We start from the raw sequence: 19841 nt of genomic DNA, 5'->3' as shown, positions 1-19841 counted from the left end.
ATTCGAAGATGTCAGAACAAGACCTACCGTTGCCTATCGGCCACTTCGTCACCCTCGACAACGGCCTGCGCCTGCATTACCTCGACGAAGGGAGCGGCCCCGTCGTGGTGTGGTTGCATGGCAGTGGCCCGGGCGCCAGTGGCTACAGCAACTTCAAGGGCAACTACCCCGACTTCGTTGCGGCCGGCTTTCGTAACCTGGTGATCGACCTGCCCGGCTTCGGCCGTTCGGACAAGCCCGACAACGTCCAGTACAACCTGGATTTCTTCGTCAACGCCGTGTCCGGCTTGCTCAAGGCCCTTGAAGTGCAACGTTGTACCCTGCTCGGCAATTCCCTGGGTGGCGCCATCGCCATTGGCCTGGGGCTGGCCGAACCGCAATTGCTCGACAAGCTGATCCTGATGGCCCCGGGCGGTGTCGAAGAGCGCGAAACCTACTTCAAGAAGATCGGTATTCAGCGCATGGTCGAGCTGTTCAATGCCGGCCCGCTCGACATCGACAAAATGCGCCAGATCATGAGCCTGCAGCTGTTCGATGCCTCGCAACTGCCCGACAGCCTGCTGGCCGAACGCGTTGCCGTGGCCAAATACCAGCCGCACTGCCTGTTCTCGACCATGATGGTGCCGAACATGACCGAGCGCCTCGAGGAGCTGCGGGTACCGATTCTGGGGTTCTGGGGCACCAACGACAACTTCAACCCGGTCGGTGGCGCGATGAAAGTGCTCGACAACGCCCCTGACGCCCGCTTTATTCTGCTCAATCGCTGTGGACATTGGGTTCAGGTGGAGCACCGTGAGTTGTTCAACCGTTCCTGCCTCGAGTTCCTGCGCCAAGCCTAGTCGTCGTACGCAACGTACCTTGCGACAGCAGCAACCTGGCCGCTGTCGTATCGACTGGCTTCTACCAAGGGCTGACATAACAATGACAAAACTCTCCCACTTGCTTGCGCCTGGCCGCATCGGCCCCCTTCAACTGCGTAATCGCATCATCATGGCGCCCATGGGCTCCAACTTCGCCGAATCCGACGGGCACTGTGGCGAACGTATCCAGGCCTACTACGAAGCACGTGCCGAAGGCGGTGCCGGGCTATTGATCATGGGGGTGTGCGCCGTCGCCTTCCCGGCCGGTACCGCCGAGCCGTACCAGGTCGGTGTCTCTTCTGATGAATTCATCCCGGGCCTTGCCCAACTGGCTGAACGCGTGCACAGGCACGGTACAAAGATCGCCATGCAGCTGCAGCACGCCGGCAAGAACGCCATACGGGACATGGCTGCGGGCCGGCCACTGTGGGTGCCGTCGTTGCCCCCGGCCAGTACCTCCGACATGATGCAGGCCTTGACCCCGGAAGAACTCGCCTCCTTTGTCAGCGCCGTACGCGGTCGCAAAGGCAGGATCGAGATGCGGGTGATGGACCAGGACGACATCGCACAGATGGTCGAATGGTTCGCAGCCGCTGCCGAGCGTGCACATCGCGCCGGGTTCGACGGTGTGGAAATCCATGCCGCGCACAACTACATCATCGCCGGCTTTTTATCGCCGTATTACAACCGCCGTGAAGACGCATACGGTGGCACAGTGGAAAACCGTGCGCGCTTGCTGCTTGAGGTCCTGGCCGCCATACGCGCGCGGGTTGGCACCGGCTTTGGCGTCTGGCTGCGGCTGGATGCCGAAGAACTGCTGACCCCCGGTGGCATCACCCTCGACGATGCCAAGGCGGTTGCTCGCCTGGCTGAGGGCGCCGGCGCCGATGCAGTCAGTGTCTCGGCCTACGCCATGACCAGTAGCGGCGTGGCCTTTACCGAAGCGCCGCTGGTGCAAAAGCCCGGGGCTTTTCTCCAATGGACAGCGGCCATCAAGCAATGCGTAAGCATTCCGGTGATTGCCGTCGGGCGTATCGAACCAGAAACCGGCGACGCCGCGATTGCCGCCGGCCAGTGTGATTTCATCGCCATGGGCCGCAAGTTGCTGGCCGACCCACAATTGCCCAACAAACTGCAGGCCGGTGAGCTGCAGGCCATTCGACCGTGCATTTACTGCTACGTGTGTGTCAGCCAGATCTTTATCAACGAGCGGGTCAAATGCGCGGTCAACCCGCAAACCGGGCATGAAAGCGAGCGCGTCATCACTCCGGTTGCAGCCCCGCAACATGTGGCGGTGATCGGCGGTGGCCCGGCGGGCCTGGAAGCCGCGCGCGTGGCGGCCTTGCGCGGCCATCGCGTGACGCTGCTCGAGCGCAGTGACCGCCTGGGCGGCACCCTGTTCTTTGCTGCCCTCGCCTACCCCGAAAACGGACGCCTGCTCGACAACCTGCTGTACCAGGTGCGGCAACTGCCCATCGATGTACGCATGGGCAGTACGGTGGATGCAGCCTTGCTGCGCGACCTGGGCGTCGATCAAGTGATTGTGGCCACCGGCGCACAGCGCGCCGCACCGGGCATCCCAGGCGCCGAGCAGGATCATGTCTGGAGTGGTGATGAACTGCGCCGGCTGATGACCGGCGACCGTGCCGAAGAGATCGCCCGGCGCAAGCTGTCGCTGACGCAACGCACCCTGATGAAGGCCGGCAACCTGATCGGCGTCACCGACAGCACCGACGCCATGCAAAAGCTGTCACGCGTGTGGATGCCCCTGGGCAAACGCGTGATCATTGTCGGCGGTGGGCTGGTGGGGCTGGAACTGGCGGAGTTCCTGATTGCACGTGGGCGTCAGGTGTGTGTGCTGGAAAACAGCGGCCACCTGGGCCGGGAACTGGCGATTGTGCGGCGTTGGCGGGTGCTGCATGGCATCCGTGTGCACGGTGGGCAGCTGCTGACCGGGGTGAGCGTTACCGCCATCGACGGTAACCGCGTGCGCTATCAGACAGCCGAAGGTGAAGCTGCCGAGGTGCGCGGTGATTCGATGGTGCTGGCCAGTGGTGCGACGCCTGATACCCGCCTGAGCGATGCACTGAGCAGTGCCGGGTTGAAGGTCGTCAGCATTGGTGACTGTCAGAGCCTGGGTTACATCGAAGGCGCCATCGCCGCCGGCAATCGCGCTGGGCGAGAAGCCTGAAGCCAAAAAAACCCCAGGTTCTACCTGGGGTTTTTTTGGCTTTGTCGTTACCGCCCCATCGCCCTCGCCGCATCGGCGGTGTACATGTCCGGGGTGAATTTGGCTTCGTTGAGAATCGGTCCTTTCTTCGATTCGTTGGTCATGGCGTAGCCGGTGTACTGGCCCGAGTTCAGGTCCATGAAGAACTGCGAACCGGCCTGCCAGGCGCTCATGTCCGGGTGGTAGTAGTAGTTGATCATCGCGTGCTTCCACAACGCACCACGGCTGTCATAGTTGTCCGAAACCACCGCGTTCCACGTGTCTTCGTCAATAAACAGCACACGCTTGCCGTATACATGGCGGTAGCCTTCTTTCAGCTTGGCCTCAAGCACCCACACACGGCGCAGCTCGTAGCGCATGTAGTCGGGGTTGGGGTGGTTGGGGGTAAGCATGTCGGCGTACTTGATGTCACCGGTATTGGGTTTGAAGGCGTTGGCCGGCACGTAGACTTCGCGCTTGCCGATCAGCGTCCAGTTGAAGCGCTCGGGCGAACCGTTGTAAAGACGGTCTTCGTCAACCGTCATGGTCCCGTTGGTGCCGATCATCGGCTGATCGTACCCGTAGCCAGGCAGTTGCCGCACACGCCGGGTAGACGGGCTGTAGCTCCAGGCCTGGCGAGGGTTGGCGAGGAAGTTATAGGGCTCTTGCGAAATACTCACCACACCGTTGTCGCGCACCGGCTTCAAGGTGGTGTTCCAGCTCATGGCTTGTATCTGGCCTTCGGTTTTTGGCTCGACGGTCGGTGAGTTGGCTTGCGAGAGGTTGCGCGCATAGGCGCGGCCCCAGCCGATGCTGCCGTTTGGCAACACCGAAGCCAGGTCGCTGACCTTTTCTTCGGTGTAGGCCCGTGCCGGCAACTGGTGATTCCACAGCAGTTCCATGCCGTTTTTCGGAATCGGGAACGGGACTTGGCCAATCCCCTCGATGCCCATGCCGTCGTCGACCAGCTTGGCGCTCAAGGCGTTCTTCATCGCCCGCTCGCAGACGTAGTCCGGGTAACGAAAGTCCCGATGGCCCGGGTAGATGTTCATTTTGTAGGTGGTGGGATAGCGCTTGAGCAGGGCCTTCTGGCCTTCGGTCAAATGGCTCTCGTACTGGCCCATGTTCTGCGCGGTGATCACCAGGATGGGCTTTTCGTTGGCGTAAGGGTCGACCGGTTGATCGCCAGAGAACTTCACATGGTTCCAGCCCGGCACTTCGCCAAGGTACTTGCCGGTGTAGGGCGGAATGGTACCCTCGGCATTACCGGCTTTCTCGGCACCGACACAGGTCAGTTCCTTGCCGAGTTTGGCAGCCTCTTCAGGCGACACTTGCGCAAGTGCGTTGCCTTGCAGGCCGACATTGGCGGCCACTGCAGCTACGAACATCACGCCTTTTGTTGTTATTTTCATCGGTTGGCTCCTTCGCAGACCAGGACTACTGGGGTACCTCCATTGTTCCTGATCTGCGGGGGAGTACATCGTCCGGAAAGACTAATCAGTCAGGCGCCGACCAATGATTCCTTCAGTTGCGCCTTGATCACCTTGCCCGACGCATTACGCGGCAGCGGATCGCGGCGCAGGTGTACCTCGGCTGGCACCTTGTAGGCCGCCAGGCGCTGGCCGATAAAGGCGCACACTTGCTCCGGGGTAGGCGCTGGCTGCAGTTCGCTGCGCAATACCAGGGCCAGGCGCTCGCCCAGTTCCTCATCGTCCAGGGCAAAGGCGGCCGCCTCGGTCACGCCAGGCATTTCGCAGATACACGACTCCACTTCACTGGCGGATATCTTCTCGCCCGCCCGGTTGATCAGGTCCTTGGCACGGTCGGTGATGTACAGAAAGCCCTCGTCGTCCAGATGGCCAATATCACCGGTGTCGAGCCAACCGTCGCGCAAGGTCTCGGCACTGGCTTCGGGCAACAGCCAGTAGGCGCTCATCAGGGTCGGCGAACGTAGCCAGATCAAACCGCTGCGCCCCGCGGGTAGCGGTGAGTACGGGTCCGGGCCGATGCATACATCTACGATCGGCAGCGGCCAGCCCACCGAGTCGGGCTTGTAGACGAACTGATCGCCGCCCACCGCGGCACCGATGCCGTTGCTTTCGGTCAAGCCATAGCCACTGCCGCCAATCGCATGGGGCTTGCGCTTGCTGATGTGCGCCAGCAGCCGGCTGGAAGCCACCGCCCCGCCCAGGCCGAGGCCGTACAGGCTGTCGCTGTCGGTGCTGGCAAACCGCGGCGAGCCAAGCAATTGCTGCATCATTACCGGTGCGCCGTTGAACTGGGTGCAGCGCTCGTCGCGAATCAGGTCGAAGGCTTTGTCCACGTCCCATTTGTACATCAGCAACAAGCGCCGGCCACTGCGCAGCCCCAGCAAAAACTGGGCGTGCAGGCCACTGACATGGAACAGCGGCACCGCCATCAGGTTGGTCGGCGCCAAGCCGCTGGCGATTACCGCCTGGATACGCTCGGGCGAACTCACGGCGCAGAACGCCGACTGGAACTCCAGCGCGGCCAGTGCCTGGCAAATGGCCCGATGGCTGGACAGCACGCCCTTGGCCCGGCTGGTGGTGCCAGAGGTATAGAGGATAAGCGCCGGGTCAGCCGGATTGATCTCGATGGCCGGCAGCGCCAGCAGCGGCCCCTGGATCAGATCTTCGAAACGCTGGCAGTTGGCCGATAATGCTTGCCCCGCCGGCATGCCAACCACAATGCTGACCAGTCGCTGTGCGAGCAGATCGCTGGTCAGCAATTGCAGGCGTTGTTCGTCACAGACCAGCACCTGCGCACCGCTGTCTTGCAGGCCATGGAACAATTCGTCACGCAGGCCCCAGCTGTTCAACGGCACGCACACCGCGCCACAACGCTGCACCGCGACAAAGGCCACCAGCCAGGCAGGCTGATTGCGCATGGCAATGGCCACTCGATCACCCTGCTTTACCCCGAAGCGCTGCGCCAGTTGCGCAGCCAGGCGGTCGACCTGATCGAAAAAGCCGGCGAACGTCAGCCGTTGCTGCTCCCACACCAGAAACTCACGGTCACCGTGCGCACGGCCCGCATCGATGGCTTCGAGCAAGTTCGCAGGTGCATGGCGAAAATACCGCAGGCCGTCGTTGGGCGAAGACACCACCTCGAACGGCGAACCAGGGCCAATCAATTGCTGCCAGGCGTTGCGCCACTGTTCCAGCTTCATGTTCTTAGCTCTCCAAAGACGCGAAAGCGGCGTAGCGCGCGCACTGGAAGTCACTGTCACCCAGGCACGCCTGGGCCACGCGAATCCGCTTGAGGTAAAGGCCGACGTCCAGCTCATCGGTGACACCGATGCCACCGTGCATCTGTACCGCCTCATTGCTGACCTGGGCGGCCACCTCGCCGGCCTTCCATTTGCCCAGGCTCACCAGCCGCCCGCGCTCGGCCGCGCTCAACGCGTTGTCATCGAGTGCGGCCAACGCCGCCATCACCGCGCTGCGGGCCAGCTGCAACTCCACATGCAAGCGCGCGGCCCGATGTTGCAGGGCCTGGAACGAACCGATGGGGACATCGAACTGCACGCGGGTCTTGAGGTATTCCAGGGTCATGGCAAACAGTTGCTCGGCAGCGCCGAGCAACTCGGCGGCCAGGCAAGCACGTCCCCGGTCCAGCGCCTCGTCCAGCACCGACCAAGCCCCACCGAGCGTACCGAGCAAAGCTTCGCTGCCCACTTGCACGGCACTCAGACGCAGCCGCGCGCAATTGCGCGAGTCGATCAGCGTCAATGCGCTGACCTGCAAGCCCGGGGTGTTCGCCGGGATCAGGAATGCACTGATGCCCTGCTTCTCACCCGCGCGGCCACTGGTGCGCGCCGCTACCAGGTAGGCATCGGCGCCCAGGCCATCGATGACGAAGAATTTCTCGCCATCCAGACGATAACCACCAGCCTCGGCCGTCGCCGTCAGTGCCGTGTGCTCAGGGGCATGGCGCGGTTTTTCATCCAGTGCCAGGGCCAGGCGCCGCTCGCCACTGATCACCGCCGTCAGCCACTGGTCGTGTTGCGCCGCGCCGCCAGCCAGATGGATCAGCGAGCCACCGAGTACCACACTGGACAACAAGGGTGAAGCCGAGAGGTTTCTTCCCATGGCCTCGAAAATCGGCCCCAGGCCCATGCAGCCGAATTCAAGCCCGCCCAACGCCTCGGGAAATGGAATGCCACTCCAGCCCAGACCCACGGCTTCTTGCCACAGCTGCGGGTCATACCCTGGCACGCTTGCCTCGTCGCGCAGGCGCCGCTGCGCCGCCACCGGGCTGCGCGCCGCGAGAAATTCGCGGGCGCTGTCGGCCAACAGGCGTTGCTCTTCGCTATACACCAGACTCATGTTCACACTCCCCTCAAGCACTGGGCAGGTTCAAGACCCGCTTGGCGATGACATTCAACTGCACCTCCGACGAACCGCCGGAAATGGTCAGGGCATAGCTGTTGAGCCAGCCTCGGGTAATCGCCAGTTCCTGGCCGCTGAACGGCTCGCCTTCAACGCCCAGCGCGCGGTAGCCAAGGGCATCGAGGAGAATCTCGAACTTGTCGCGTTCCTGCTCGGTATGCACCAGTTTCATGATGGCCATGATCGCGCTGATATCCAGGCCAGCCCGGGCCTCCTCGCCCATGCGCTGCACGGTGAGGTTGTAGGCCTGTTCATTCATCGCGCAGGCCTGGGCCCGAGCACGCAGGGCCTGGTCGTCAGGCGCCTGGCTGTCGGGCAGGTAGCGTTCGATCAACGGCAGCAGGTGAAAGTGCGTGGGCAGGCTGAACTCGCCGAACTTGGACATGGCCTTGCGCTCGTGCTGCAGCAGGCTCTTGCCCAGGTTCCAGCCACCGTTGAGCGGCCCGATCAACTGGCTTTGCGGAACGCGCACGTTATCGAAGAATACCTGGCAGAAAGCCGATTTGCCGCTGATCAGGTCAATCGGTGAAACACTCACCCCAGGGCTTTTCATGTCCAGCACGATCAGGCTGATCCCCTGGTGCTTGGGCGCTTTCGGATCAGTGCGCACCAAGGCGTACATCCAGTCGGACTTGTCGCCATAGGAAGTCCAGATCTTGGTGCCGTTGATCACGAAGTCATCGCCATCGGCCACCGCCGAGGTTTTCAGGCTGGCGAGGTCGGAACCAGCATTGGGTTCGGAGAAGCCTTGGCACCAGCGCACCTCACCACGACACATCGGTGGCAGCAGCGCCTGTTTCTGCGCTTCGCTACCGAACTCCAACAGCACCGGGCCAAGCATCCAGATACCCAGGTTGATCTGCGCGGGCCGACACTTTAGCCGGCGCAGCTCGCTTTCCAGCACCGCGTTGTACTCGGCGCTCAACCCGCCCCCGCCGTATTCGCTGGGCCATTGCGGGCAGAACCAGCCTTTGTCACGCATACGCTCGAACCAGAGCCGGGCGTCTTCGCTGGGAAAGTCTACTTGACGGCCACCCCAGACGATTTCGCCGTCGGGGGTGGGCGTGCGCAGCGATGGCGGGCAATTGGCCTCCAGCCATTGGCGCGTCGCTTGCCTGAACTGCTCGATTGCGCTCATTCGTTCACCTGAAAGGGACGTTATTGTTATTCGCTTCAAGGGTACAACGGTGACTCAGCGTTGCGTGCGCGGCATGCCCAGGCCGAACTGGGCAATCAACTCGCGCTGGATTTCATTGGTACCACCGCCGAAGGTCAGGTTCACCGAGGCGCGCACTTCATACTCCAGCTCGCCGAGCAGATAAGCCGCCGCAGAGCCCGCCCGCGTCAAGCCGCTGGCACCGACGATGGCCGACAGCTTGCGCAGGATCTCGATCGCCGATTCCGAGCCGTAGACCTTGGTGGTCGAGGCCAGCGCGACATCGACGCGGTCCCGCTCAAGGTCGGCGGCAATACGGAAGTTGATCAGGCGCATGGCTTCGAGCCGGGCATAACACTCGGCCAGATCGCGGCGCACCCAGGCGTGGTCGGTAGCACGCTGGCCTTGCTCATCGGCACAACGTGCCCACAGGTACACCCGGCTGAACAGGCTGACGACCTTGTCCGACCAGGCACCCAGGCCCAGGCGCTCGTGGTTGAGCTGTGCGGTGATGAGTTTCCAGCCACCGTGCAGTTCGCCCACCAGCATATCCCTCGGCACCCGCACGTTATCGTAATACGTGGCGGCCGTGGGGTTGCCGGAGGTTGGAATCAGCGTACTGGAGAAGCCTTCGGCCTGGGTATCGAGAATCAGGATCGAGATGCCCTTGTGCCGCGCCTGCTCCGGGTCGGTACGTGCCGCCAACCAGATGTAGTCGGCCGAGTCGGCGCCCGAGGTCCACAGTTTGCTGCCGTTGACCAAAAAGCCGTCGGCGTCTTCGCGCGCGGTGGTTTTCAGCACGGCCAGGTCGCTGCCGGCACTGGCTTCGGAGTAGCCGATGGCAAAGTTGATCTCGCCGGCGGCGATACCGGGCAGGAATTTTTCTTTTTGCAGCGCCGAGCCGTGGGCCATGAGGGCCGGGCCAACGGTGCTGATGGTCACGAACGGCAGCGGTGCGCCAGCGATGTTGGCTTCTTCGAAGAAGATCAATTGCTCGGTGGCCGCGTAACCCTGGCCGCCATAGGCCTTCGGCCAGCCAACCGCCAGCCAGCCGTCACGGCCAATCTGGGCGATGGTGCGGCGAAACAGCTCGCCGCCTTCGGTGCCGCGCATCTGCTGGCGAAGCTCGGGGGTCATCAGGTTCTGGAAATAGTCCCGGACCTTTAGCCTCAGGGCATGCTGTTCGGGGGTGAGATCGACGAACATGGGACGCTCCTTATACCGCGCCGAGAATCAGGCCGCTGGTAGGCACGCCGGTTCCGGCGGTCACCAACACGTTTTCGACACTGTCCACCTGGTTGGCCGCCGTACCCCGAACCTGGCGCACGGCTTCGGCGATGCCATTCATGCCGTGGATGTAGGCTTCGCCCAACTGCCCGCCGTGGGTGTTGATTGGCAGTTTGCCGCCACGGGCGTGGTGCCCGGCACGGATGAATTCCTTGGCTTCACCGCGCCTTGCAAAGCCGAATTCTTCCAGTTGCGGCAGTACGAATGGCGTGAAGTGGTCGTAGATCACGGCAGTCTGCAACGCCTCCGGGCCCAGGCCCGACTGGCTGTAGAGCTCTTTGGCGACCACACCCATTTCCGGCAGCCCGGTGATGTTGTCGCGGTAGTAGGAGGTCATCACTTGTTGCCCCGCGCTGATGCCCTGGGAGCCGGCCTTGATGATCACGGGCTTTTGCTTGAGGTCTCTGGCCCGCTCGGCCGAGGTGATTACCATGGCCACCGCGCCATCGGACTCCTGGCAACAGTCCAGCAGGTGCAACGGCTCGCAGATCCAGCGCGAGGCCTGGTGTTCTTCAAGGGTGATGGGCTTGCCGTAGAAAAATGCCTGGGGGTTGGTGGCGGCAAAATCGCGCACTGCCACCGCCACCCGGCCAAAGTCCTCGGAGGTAGCACCGTAGGTGTGCATGTAGCGCTGGGCAAACATGCCGACCCAGGCCGCCGGGGTGTGAAAGCCGTGCGGCATGTACCAGCCGTAGTTCACGTTCTCGAAGGTCGGCGTCGAGGCAAAGCCATAGCTGCCGGTACCGAAGCGGTACCAGGAGCGTTCGTTCATCGCCCGATAGACCACCACCACCTTGGCCACCCCGGTGGCCACCGCCATCGCCGCATGCATCACCGGCCCGCAGGCGGCGCCGCCACCGTGGGGCACCTGGGAGAAGAACTTGACGTCTTTGCAGCCCAGCAGGCGGGCAATTTCGTACTCCGGTACCTTATCGACCGAATAGGAACTGAAACCCTCCACTTCGCCAGGGTCAATTCCGGCGTCCTCGAGCGCTGCCAGGGTCGCTTCCATGGCCAGGCGCAGTTCGGTGCGCCCGGAATTCTTGGAAAACTCGGTCGCGCCCAGCCCTGCAATGGCAGCGCGCCCGGAAATCGACGAATTCGTCATCTGTGTTGTCTCCCGCGGATCAAGGCAGAACCAGCGCGACCGTGCCGGTCACGTGATTGCCCATGGAGTTTTTGCCCTTGAGGGTCACTTCCAGGCTGCGCGTAGCCGCATCCTGATGGGTCACTTCGCCGCTGAGGGTCATGCTGTCGCCGGGGTAGTTTGGCGCGCCCAGTTTTATTTTCAGCGTACGGAACTGAACCTGCGGGCCGCTCCACTGCTCGATGAAGCGTTGCACCAGGCCGTTGGTGGTCAGGATGTTCATGAAGATATGGGGCGAACCCAGCTCGCGCGCCGCGTCCAGGTCATGGTGACCGGGAAAGTAGTCGCGTGTGGCTATCGCCCCACCGGCAATCAGGCCAACCGTGATCGGGATCGTCAGCTCGGGCAGTTGCTCGCCAGGGCGCACGTCTTCAAAGCGCTTGGTGTTCATCGAGGTCATATTTCCATCCCAAGGTAGTGTTATCGCTCAACCAGTCGCCCAGACGCTCCAGGATCATCGACGACCCTCCCAATGCGCTGCTCAGGGCGCGGCTCCAGTAGAGAAAGCGATGGATCGGGTACGTCAGGTCGACGCCGATGCCGCCATGCACATGCTGTGCGGTGTGGCCGATGCGGTGCCCGGCTTCGCACGCCAGGTACGCGGTGGCCAAGGCCTGCGAAGGGGCCGGCAGACCGGCGTCGAGGCGGTAGCACAATTGCCACAGGGCACTGCGCAACACCTCCAGGTGCACATGGGTGTCGGCCATGCTCATTTGCACGGCCTGGAAGCTCCCGATACAGCGGCCGAATTGCTGACGCTCGCTGACATAGGCGACGGTGCGGTGCACCTGCTCGGCGCTGACGCCCAACTGCAAGGCCGCCAGGGAGGCAATTGCACGCGGTGCCAGCCAATCCAGGGCCGCGGCGGGCAGCACCTGCAGATTGTTCAGGGTGACGCCGCTGAAGCTGAGGTCAGCAATGGCTTCGCCGTGGGTCATGACCCCCGCTACCCGGCTGATGCCCGACTGTCCAAGGTCTACCAGAACCAGCCGTGGCTGCCCCATCACCCGGGCCAGTACCAGCGCTGCCACCGACTGCTCGGCCAACGCGAGTGCCGCAACCCGGCCATCGAGGCGCCACCCGCCCTCTTCGGCGCTGGCCTCGAGCTCGATGCCGCGCACCGTGTTCAGGCCATCGAGGCTCAGGGTCAGCAAGCCTGAGCCCGCCACAGCCTGTTCCACCCATGGTGCCAGGGCCTTGTCGCCGAACTCGGCGAGGGTGGTCGCGGCCAATTGGTGACGCCACAACGGCACTTGCGCCAGGGCACCGCCCTGGGCATCGAGGATCTGCACCAGCTCGGTCATGCCCAGCCCGCTGCCACCAGCAGCTTCGGGGATAGCCAGGGCATGCAGGCCGGTTTGTACGCAGCTGTGCCACAGGTCTTGCATATAGGCTTGCCCGCAGAGGTCCCAGTCACGCAGGCGCTCGTCGGTGCAGTAGTCGCTCATCAGGCTGCCCGCCATTTCGGCGATGGCACGCTGCTCTTCGCTGAGTTCAAAATCCATGGTGCCCCCTACTGTGCCGATGGACGGAACATCGGCAGCGCCAGGTCGTCGTCGAAGGTCTGAAACTCGACCTCCACACGCTGGTCAATGCTGATGTCTTCACGTTTGACGCCAACCAGGCCGGCGATCAGGCGTACGCCCTCGTCCAGTTCGATCAGACCGATCGGGTTGGGATGATCGAACGGTGCCACCTGCGGGTAGTGCATCACTACGAAGGAGTACAACCGGCCCTTGCCGCTGGCCTGCTGGGTATCCCAGTCGAAGCCATGGCACTCGATGCACACCGGTGCCGGCGGATGGCGCAAGGTGCGGCACTGCGTACAGCGCTGGATCAACAGCTTGCCTTCCTTGCAGCCGTCCCAGAAAAACCGCGTGTCGTCGCTGACGCCGGGCGCCGGACGCTTCGCCTGCGCCGGCTCGGCCACGGCCTGGGGCTGCCCCTGGACCTTGTGCGCGTTGGCCGGGCGGAACTTGAACACCCGGAACAACAGCTCGCCGACTTTTTCGTCGCCCGTGGCCTGCTGCGAGAAGTAGCTCATGACCAGGGTGACAAAAAAGCCAGTGCCAAGGCCGGTGGTCTTTTCCTCGCCGACCGAGTCCAGGCGGGTGGTGTAGTAGAGCTTTTCGCCCAGGCGCAGGTTGCGCTCGAAGGTCAGCTCAGAGTTCACCGCCACCACCGACGGGTAGCCATAGCTTTCAATCACACCGAGCACTTCATAGGGGTTTTCGGTGGTCGAGCCTGGTGCGTAGTTATTGATGTGAAAGCCTTCCATGCACCAGATCTGCAGCATGGGTGGCGGCGCGATGATGCCGTCATTGCTGCTGTTGGCAGCTGCCACAGGGTCGGTGTAGAGCGGGTTTTCAAGGCCGATGACTTCGCACCACTGGCGAATCATTGGCGCGTTGACATCGTCCCAGGCGTTTACACGGCCGTATTGGCGCCCAACCAGGGCGCGCACTTTGGATAGCAATTCTGGATCAGCCAAGTTCGTCTCCTGCGTGTTCAAAGCGGCGCCCGCAACGCAACGCCGACGTGGGTCGATCAGTGCGGGGTAGCCTGCGCCGCACCGAGATAAGCCGGGCGTTCACCACCGCCATGCAGCAACAGGTTGCAACCGCTGGCGTAAGTGGCCAGCGGTGAAGCGATATAGAGGCAGGCGTTGCCGATGTCCTCGGGCACCGCCATGCGCCCGGCCGGGATACCGGCGCTGACCGCAGCGATGCCTTGCGCGTCGCCATAGTGCAGATGGGCAAGCTCGGTGCGCACCAGGCCTGGGCTTACCGCCACCACCCGCACCTTTGGCGCCCACTCCGCCGCCAGCGACTGCACCAGGGCCAGCACGCCGGCCTTGGCCGCGCCGTACGCCGCTGTGCCGGGCGAGGCACGCAGGCCGCTGATGCTGCCAATAAACACGATGCAACCGCCGTCGGCCTGGGCCTGCATCAGCAGGTTGGCTTGCTGGGCGACATTGAGCGGTGCAATCAGGTTGAGGCGGATAATCCCCTCATGAAAACGCGGCGAGGCGCTAGCGGCGTCGGCCGAGGGGCTGCCGCCCGCGTTGTTGACCAGCACATCGAGGCGGCCGTATTTGCTGCGGATGCTCTCAAACAGGCCTTGCAAGGAGGCCTGGTCGCGCACGTCGGCGGCGATGAAGTCCGCCTGGCCCTGAGCCACGCTCGGCAATTGCTCAGGCAGGTTGCGCCCACACACGATCACTTTGGCCCCGGCGGCCAGATAGCTGCGGGCAATGCCAGCGCCAATGCCTTTGGTACCGCCGGTGACCAGTACCACCTTGCCGTTGTAATCCAGTCCCGAGTGACCACTCATGGCACGCTCCTCATGCTTGTGTTGAGGGCCACTCTAGGGACAAAACTGCTCGACCACGTCGTCTGAACGGACGATGAAGCGTGGCGCCGCGCTGGCAACAATCCGCGCAATGGCGCCCGCTCTGCGGTGCCTACTGCCAGAGGTTGATCATGTCCGATTCAGTTACCGCGTCGGTGCTGCTGGAGTACCCGGCCCCAGGTGTCGCCCTGGTGCGGCTCAACCGCCCGCACGCCACCAATGCCCTGAGCCTGGAGCTACAGGCGCTGCTGTCGCACTACTTCATTGAGCTGGGGAGCAATGCTGATGTGCGCTGCATTCTGCTGACCGGCGGCGACAAGGTGTTCGCCGCCGGGGGCGATATCAACAGCCTGGCCGGGGTGGGTCCCATTGATATCTATCAGCGCCACACCGAGCGGGTCTGGGCGCCGATCCAGCACTGCCCCAAACCTGTGATCGCGGCGGTATGCGGTTACGCCTATGGCGGTGGCTGCGAGCTGGCGATGCTCGCCGATATCATTGTTGCCGGGCAGAGTGCACGCTTCTGCCAGCCGGAAATCAAGATCGGGATCATGCCCGGGATTGGCGGCACCCAGCGGTTGGTGCGGGCGGTCGGCAAGGCCAAGGCAATGCGGATGGCGCTGACCGGCCAGCCGATCACGGCTGAAGAGGCCTGGATTGCGGGGCTGGTCAGTGAGGTGGTGGCCGATGATCAGGTGCTCGCCCACGGCTTGAAATTGGCGCAGATGGTTGCGGCAATGCCGCCGTTGGCTGCCGAGCAGATCAAAGAGGTGATTCTTGCGGGGATGGATGCACCGCTGGAAGCGGGTTTGGCGCTGGAGCGCAAGGCCAATGCGTTGTTGTTTGCCTCACGTGACCAGAAGGAAGGCATGCAGGCATTCATTGATAAGCGGCCTGCCCGGTTTGAAGGGCACTGATGGGGCCGGCCCAGCACCACGGAACGCTCCAGGGGCCCTACGCTGCACTCCGGGCCCCCTCTCTGCTACGTCGCTACGCGATATTCCTACGGCCTGCGGGGTTGATCAATGGGGGCCTCATCGCCAGGCCAGCCCGCCCTCGCCCTGCAGAACCGCCGCACGCAGCTCAGGTTTGACCACCTTGTTCGAGGCATTCACCGGCAACGCTTCAAAGAACCGAACCTGTCGCGGCACTTTGTAGTTGGCCATCCGCTCTCTGGCCCAGGCGATCAGAGACGGCTCATCCAGGTGCTGGCCTGCACGCAATACCACGCAGGCACACCCCACCTCCCCCATGCGCTCATCCGCAACGCCGATCACCGCCACCTGCGCGATGGCCGGATGCTCGATCAAACCCGCCTCGATCTCTGCCGGATAGCAGTTGAAGCCGCCGACAATGAACATATCCTTGAGGCGGTCGGTAATTTGCAGGTTGCCATGCACATCCAGATTGCCGATGTCGCCCGTGTGTAGCCAGCCCTCGGCATCAATGGCCTGCGCCGTCGCTTGCGGGTCATTGAAATACCCCTGCATCACATGAAAACCGCGCAGGCAGATTTCTCCTGACACGCCCGTGGCCACCGGTTGATTATCTGCCGAACGAATGCACACTTCAGTGCCATCGATGGCCCGGCCGCTGGTGCCGGCAACGATGTCGGCAGGGTCATCCGGGTTGCAGATGGTCGCCAGGCCGCCACACTCAGTCAGCCCATAGGCGGTGGTCACCACGTCGACTCCGAGCTCCCGCCGCATGCGCTCGATCAGCACCGGCGGGATCGTCGATGAACCAGTCACAGCGATGCGCAAGCTGGATAGATCAGTCTGGGCCAGGCGCGGGTGGGCCAGCATCGACAAGTACAGCGTGGGCGGCCCTGGCAGCACGCTGATGCGCTCGGCGGCAATGCGCTGGAACACCGCTTCGGCATCGAACACCGCATGCGGCAGGATAGTCGCGCCAGCCAGCATGCAGGTTAGCCAACCGGCCTTGTAGCCAAAGGCATGAAAAAACGGGTTGATGATCAGGTAACGATCACCCGGCTGCAGGCCAATGACCCGCACATATTCGTTGTATGCCCGCAGGTTCTGCCCATGGGCACTCATCACACCCTTGGGTTTGCCGGTGGTGCCGGAGGTAAACAGCAAGTCGGACAAGTCCCGCGGGCCCACCGCCACCGCACGCTGGCGGGCTTGCAGCTCACTGACAGACTCGCCCCTGGCGAGAAAACTGGCCCAATCCAGGTCGCTGGCCGCCTGAGGCGGCTGTGTACCGAACACCACCAGCTGTTCCAGGCTGGCCGGACGTAGCGGCGCCAGCATGGCCGGGTAGTCCAGCCCCAGAAATACCCCTTGCGTCAACAGCACCCGCGCCTGGCTGCGCGCCAGAATATCGGCCGCCTCGGCGCCTTTCATGCGGGTATTGATCGGTACCAGCACAGCCCCCGCGCAATGCACGCCCAAGGCGGCGATCACCCAGTCGCGGCAATTGGGTGCCCAGATCGCCACGCGGTCGCCCGCCTTGATCCCCAGTGCCATCAGGCTGCGGCAGACACCCAGTGCCAACCCGGGCAAATCCCGGTAATCGGTCGCAATGCCGTCTTCCTCGATCGCTGCCCGACCGGCAAAGCGTTCAGCACTGGCGAACAACAAAGCAGGAATCGACAAAGGCAACAGGTTCCAGGCATGCACGCTGCCCGGTAATGCTGAACATGCAGTCATAGTGACAAACTCGCCATCGGGTTATTCGGGAAAGAGCACCCGCAGGTGCTCGCTGCGGGCCAGGGACTGGCAAGCCAGCGTCCAGCCCTGGTCTATCTCCTGCTGGTCAAGGGCATCGTTGCGCAACATCTGCACCTCACCCCGTTCGACCGTGCACATGCAGGTTGCACAGGAGCCGACCAGACAAGAACTTGGCGGGCTCAGGCCGGCCCGGCGCATGGCGTTAAGCAGGGTTTCACCTTCGGCGCAGGGCACCTCGAACTCTTCACCGTCCAGGCGCACCGAAAGCTGGCTGCTCGGGCGGCGGGTATCGACAGCTGCCGGCACTGCGACTTCGCCCTCTTCGGGCAGCGAGACAAAGCGCTCGACATGGACCTGCGCACTCGGCATGCCTAACGTCTGCAGGGCAGCGACGGCAGCATCCATGAACGGTCCGGGGCCGCAGATGAACGCCTCGGCACTCGCGAACGGGCGCGCCAGTTCGGCCAACTGGCTCACCGACGCAATGCCCTGCACCGAGTCGAGCCAGTGGATCACTTGCAGGCGCTGTGGGTGCGCCCTGGCCAGGGCCTTGAGCGAGTCACGGAATATCACCGACGCTTCGTCGCGGTTGGCGTAGATCAGCAGAATACGCCCAGTGCCCGCCAACAGCGCCGAGCGCAGGATGGACAGCACCGGGGTGATGCCACTGCCGCCGCCGAACAGCAGCAGGTCGGTGTCCAGCTGGCGCGGCACAAACACCCCGGCCGGCGCCAGCACCTGCAAGGTATCGCCCGCCTGCACGGCGTCACAGAGCCAGTTCGAGGCGCGCCCATCGCGCACCCGCTTGATCGTGACCCGCAATGGCTCATCGAGCAGTGGCGTGCTCGACAGAGAGTAACAACGCGGCAACCACCCCCCCTGGTGAGGCACACGCAAGGTCAGGAATTGCCCTGGTCGATAGCGCAAGCGCTCGGCAAGCGCTTCTGGCACCTCGAACTCCAGGGAGCGGCTGTCGGCAGTCTCTTCAATCACGCGGGTTACACGTACTGACAGGTAATCCAGGCTCATATCAATTGCTCGCTGGGTTCGATTTCGATGTCAGCCGTGGCCGCCGTCAACGACCGTCCGGCACGTCGCCCGGAAAACACACAATCGGCCAGCGACAGGCCGCTGACGTACAAATGGCAGGGAATGCCGATGGCGGTACGGCCGGCGGCGTACAAACCGGGTATTGGCAGGCCTTCAGGGCCCAGCACCGCGCCGCTGTCTTCATTGACCTTGAGGCCGCCCAGGGTCAACGCCCCAAGGGGGAACAAGGGGTTGCTGACAGAGATGTCACAGGCATAGTAAGGGCCCTGGTCGAGTACCTGACGGCTGCTTTGCGACTTGCCAAAGGCATCCTCGGCGTCCCCCCGGGCAGCTGTGTTGTAGGCTTGCAATGCGCTGCGCAATACATCCGCGCGCATGCCCGTGGCCTGGGCCAACTGCTCGATGCTCTGGCCTTTGCGCACACCGCGCAGCATCAGCAGCAATGCCGGCAAGCTCTGGAACCACCAGTAACCGTCGAACAGCGCTTGCTTGATCGACTGCTTGCGCAGGCGTGCGTCCAGCACCAGCCAGGCCTTGCCGCCCTGCTCTTCACACAGGGGCTGGCCCAGGGTGGCGCCGTAGACTTCTTCGTTGACGAAGCGCTGCCCGAGGGTGTTGACCACAATGCCCTTGGGCCAGCACAACGGTGGGTTGATAAAGCGCCAGGCCGACACCCGCTGCAGTCGGTCGCTGACCCCACCGACACTCACGCCCAGGCGTACGCCACTGCCATCGCAGCCGGTCGCGCCGACTTTGAAGTTGCGGCGAAACTTGGGGGCATGCTCGCTGACCATCTCGCGGTTGAAGATGAAGCCACCGGTGCTCAGCACTACGCCACGCCGGGCGCGTACCAGCCGCGGCCGGGCAAAGTCGAGTTCCAGCTGGTGCACGCGTTTGCGCAAGGTATCGCAGTAGCGCGGGGCAAAGTTCTGCAGCCGTTCGGCACGCGCAGCCAATTTGGCATGCAACCGAGCCTGGGCACTGCCGGCCGGCAGGCACCACAGTTCCACGCCGACGACCCTGCCCGTGTGATCCCTCACCAGACGCCGGGCAGCGGACTGAACTTGCGGCCGCACACCGTTGCGCAGGCAAGCCGCCTTCAGCTGCGCGTACAGCACCGCGCCACATTGGCCCCTGCCTACCGTGCGATGGCCACGCGGGGCCGGCGGCAACTCGCTTCGGTGCGACGGCACCAGCTCATTGCCGGAGTAATACAGAAACTGGCCATCGGCTGGATACGAGGTTTTGCCACCGGGCGGCATGCTGTGGGCATAGGGCACGCCATGCCCCTCCAGCCAGGCCAGGTTGCTGGCACTGTCCTGGCAAAACCGCCGCAAGGTAGCATCGTCGACCACACCCTGGGTTTCGTGCTTGAGATAGGCGAACATCGCTTCGGGCGTGTCGCTGAACCCAGCGGCCTGCTGCTGGCGGGTGCCACCGCCGGCGTAAACCACGCCACCGCTTTTGGCACTGGCACCGCCGCCGGTAAAACGGTCGGCGACCAGCACGTCAGCACCCTGGGCGCGGGCCTCAAGGGCGGCGCAGGCACCGGCCGCCCCCCAGCCGATCACCAGCACATCACAGTGGTCATCCCAGAGCATGGCGTCGGCATCGGCCACCTGCAATGCCGGCTGGATATCGGTACATGTCGATTTGACAGCGGCTGGCATGGCAAT

At 63.4% G+C, this 19841-nt stretch carries 16 protein-coding genes; 3 read left to right on the top strand and 13 right to left on the bottom strand.

All coding sequences use genetic code 11. The features are described 5' to 3' along the window. Window positions 1-8: 8 nt before the first annotated feature. Window positions 9-839 carry an alpha/beta fold hydrolase gene (locus ACK1VC_RS20010; RefSeq protein ID WP_016486835.1) on the top strand — a complete coding sequence of 277 codons (831 nt, stop codon included), beginning with the start codon at window positions 9-11 and terminating at the stop codon, window positions 837-839. Window positions 840-921: 82 nt separating this feature from the next. Then, window positions 922-3051 carry an oxidoreductase gene (locus ACK1VC_RS20005; protein ID WP_060517724.1) on the top strand — a complete coding sequence of 710 codons (2130 nt, stop codon included), beginning with the start codon at window positions 922-924 and terminating at the stop codon, window positions 3049-3051. A 47-nt stretch (window positions 3052-3098) separates the two neighbouring features. On the opposite strand, the gene ACK1VC_RS20000 is transcribed toward ACK1VC_RS20005, so the two are convergent. The 10 genes from ACK1VC_RS20000 to ACK1VC_RS19955 form a co-directional block, all read right to left on the bottom strand. After that, window positions 3099-4481 (bottom strand): DUF1329 domain-containing protein, encoded by a 1383-nt coding sequence (locus ACK1VC_RS20000; protein WP_024717894.1) that lies wholly within the window; start codon window positions 4479-4481, stop codon window positions 3099-3101. 89 nt (window positions 4482-4570) lie between these two features. Then, on the bottom strand, window positions 4571-6259 hold the full coding sequence (locus ACK1VC_RS19995; protein WP_016486832.1) for a class I adenylate-forming enzyme family protein: 1689 nt from the start codon (window positions 6257-6259) through the stop codon (window positions 4571-4573). Between the two features lie 4 nt (window positions 6260-6263). Further along, the gene (locus tag ACK1VC_RS19990) at window positions 6264-7418 is read right to left on the bottom strand and encodes an acyl-CoA dehydrogenase family protein (RefSeq protein WP_016486831.1); all 1155 of its coding nucleotides are present in this window, start codon (window positions 7416-7418) and stop codon (window positions 6264-6266) included. 13 nt (window positions 7419-7431) lie between these two features. Further along, window positions 7432-8619, bottom strand: coding sequence for an acyl-CoA dehydrogenase family protein (locus ACK1VC_RS19985; RefSeq protein WP_016486830.1), 1188 nt, complete (start codon window positions 8617-8619; stop codon window positions 7432-7434). Window positions 8620-8673: 54 nt separating this feature from the next. Continuing rightward, entirely contained in the window at window positions 8674-9843 is a 1170-nt protein-coding gene (locus ACK1VC_RS19980; RefSeq protein WP_016486829.1) for an acyl-CoA dehydrogenase family protein, read from the bottom strand. A 10-nt stretch (window positions 9844-9853) separates the two neighbouring features. After that, window positions 9854-11032: a lipid-transfer protein gene (locus tag ACK1VC_RS19975; RefSeq protein WP_016486828.1), complete on the bottom strand. Its 1179-nt coding sequence runs from the start codon at window positions 11030-11032 to the stop codon at window positions 9854-9856. Between the two features lie 19 nt (window positions 11033-11051). Continuing rightward, window positions 11052-11471, bottom strand: a complete 420-nt coding sequence (locus ACK1VC_RS19970; protein ID WP_024717895.1) for a MaoC family dehydratase — start codon at window positions 11469-11471, stop codon at window positions 11052-11054. Next, a complete protein-coding gene (locus tag ACK1VC_RS19965) occupies window positions 11443-12576 on the bottom strand; it encodes an acyl-CoA dehydrogenase family protein (protein WP_016486826.1) in 1134 nt (377 codons plus the stop codon). The genes ACK1VC_RS19970 and ACK1VC_RS19965 overlap by 29 nt, the downstream gene beginning before the upstream one ends. An 8-nt stretch (window positions 12577-12584) precedes the next feature. After that, on the bottom strand, window positions 12585-13562 hold the full coding sequence (locus tag ACK1VC_RS19960) for a bifunctional MaoC family dehydratase N-terminal/OB-fold nucleic acid binding domain-containing protein (protein ID WP_191087714.1): 978 nt from the start codon (window positions 13560-13562) through the stop codon (window positions 12585-12587). Between the two features lie 56 nt (window positions 13563-13618). Further along, entirely contained in the window at window positions 13619-14404 is a 786-nt protein-coding gene (locus tag ACK1VC_RS19955; protein ID WP_016486824.1) for an SDR family oxidoreductase, read from the bottom strand. A 149-nt stretch (window positions 14405-14553) separates the two neighbouring features. On the opposite strand from ACK1VC_RS19955, the gene ACK1VC_RS19950 reads away from it, so the two are divergent. Then, entirely contained in the window at window positions 14554-15339 is a 786-nt protein-coding gene (locus ACK1VC_RS19950; protein ID WP_016486823.1) for an enoyl-CoA hydratase, read from the top strand. A 117-nt stretch (window positions 15340-15456) separates the two neighbouring features. On the opposite strand, the gene ACK1VC_RS19945 is transcribed toward ACK1VC_RS19950, so the two are convergent. Genes ACK1VC_RS19945 through ACK1VC_RS19935 form a run of 3 tightly spaced genes read right to left on the bottom strand, consistent with a single transcriptional unit; the run spans window position 15457 to window position 19835 of the window. Next, on the bottom strand, window positions 15457-17094 hold the full coding sequence (locus ACK1VC_RS19945; RefSeq protein ID WP_031312600.1) for a FadD3 family acyl-CoA ligase: 1638 nt from the start codon (window positions 17092-17094) through the stop codon (window positions 15457-15459). 21 nt (window positions 17095-17115) lie between these two features. Beyond that, window positions 17116-18144 carry a ferredoxin--NADP reductase gene (locus tag ACK1VC_RS19940; RefSeq protein ID WP_016486821.1) on the bottom strand — a complete coding sequence of 343 codons (1029 nt, stop codon included), beginning with the start codon at window positions 18142-18144 and terminating at the stop codon, window positions 17116-17118. Further along, complete coding sequence (locus ACK1VC_RS19935) at window positions 18141-19835, bottom strand: FAD-binding protein (RefSeq protein WP_016486820.1); 1695 nt, start codon at window positions 19833-19835, stop codon at window positions 18141-18143. The genes ACK1VC_RS19940 and ACK1VC_RS19935 overlap by 4 nt, the downstream gene beginning before the upstream one ends. Window positions 19836-19841: the final 6 nt, after the last annotated feature.

It is taken from the genome of Pseudomonas sp. XP2, assembly GCF_053557975.1.
This window is presented reverse-complemented; position numbering and strand designations above follow the sequence as displayed.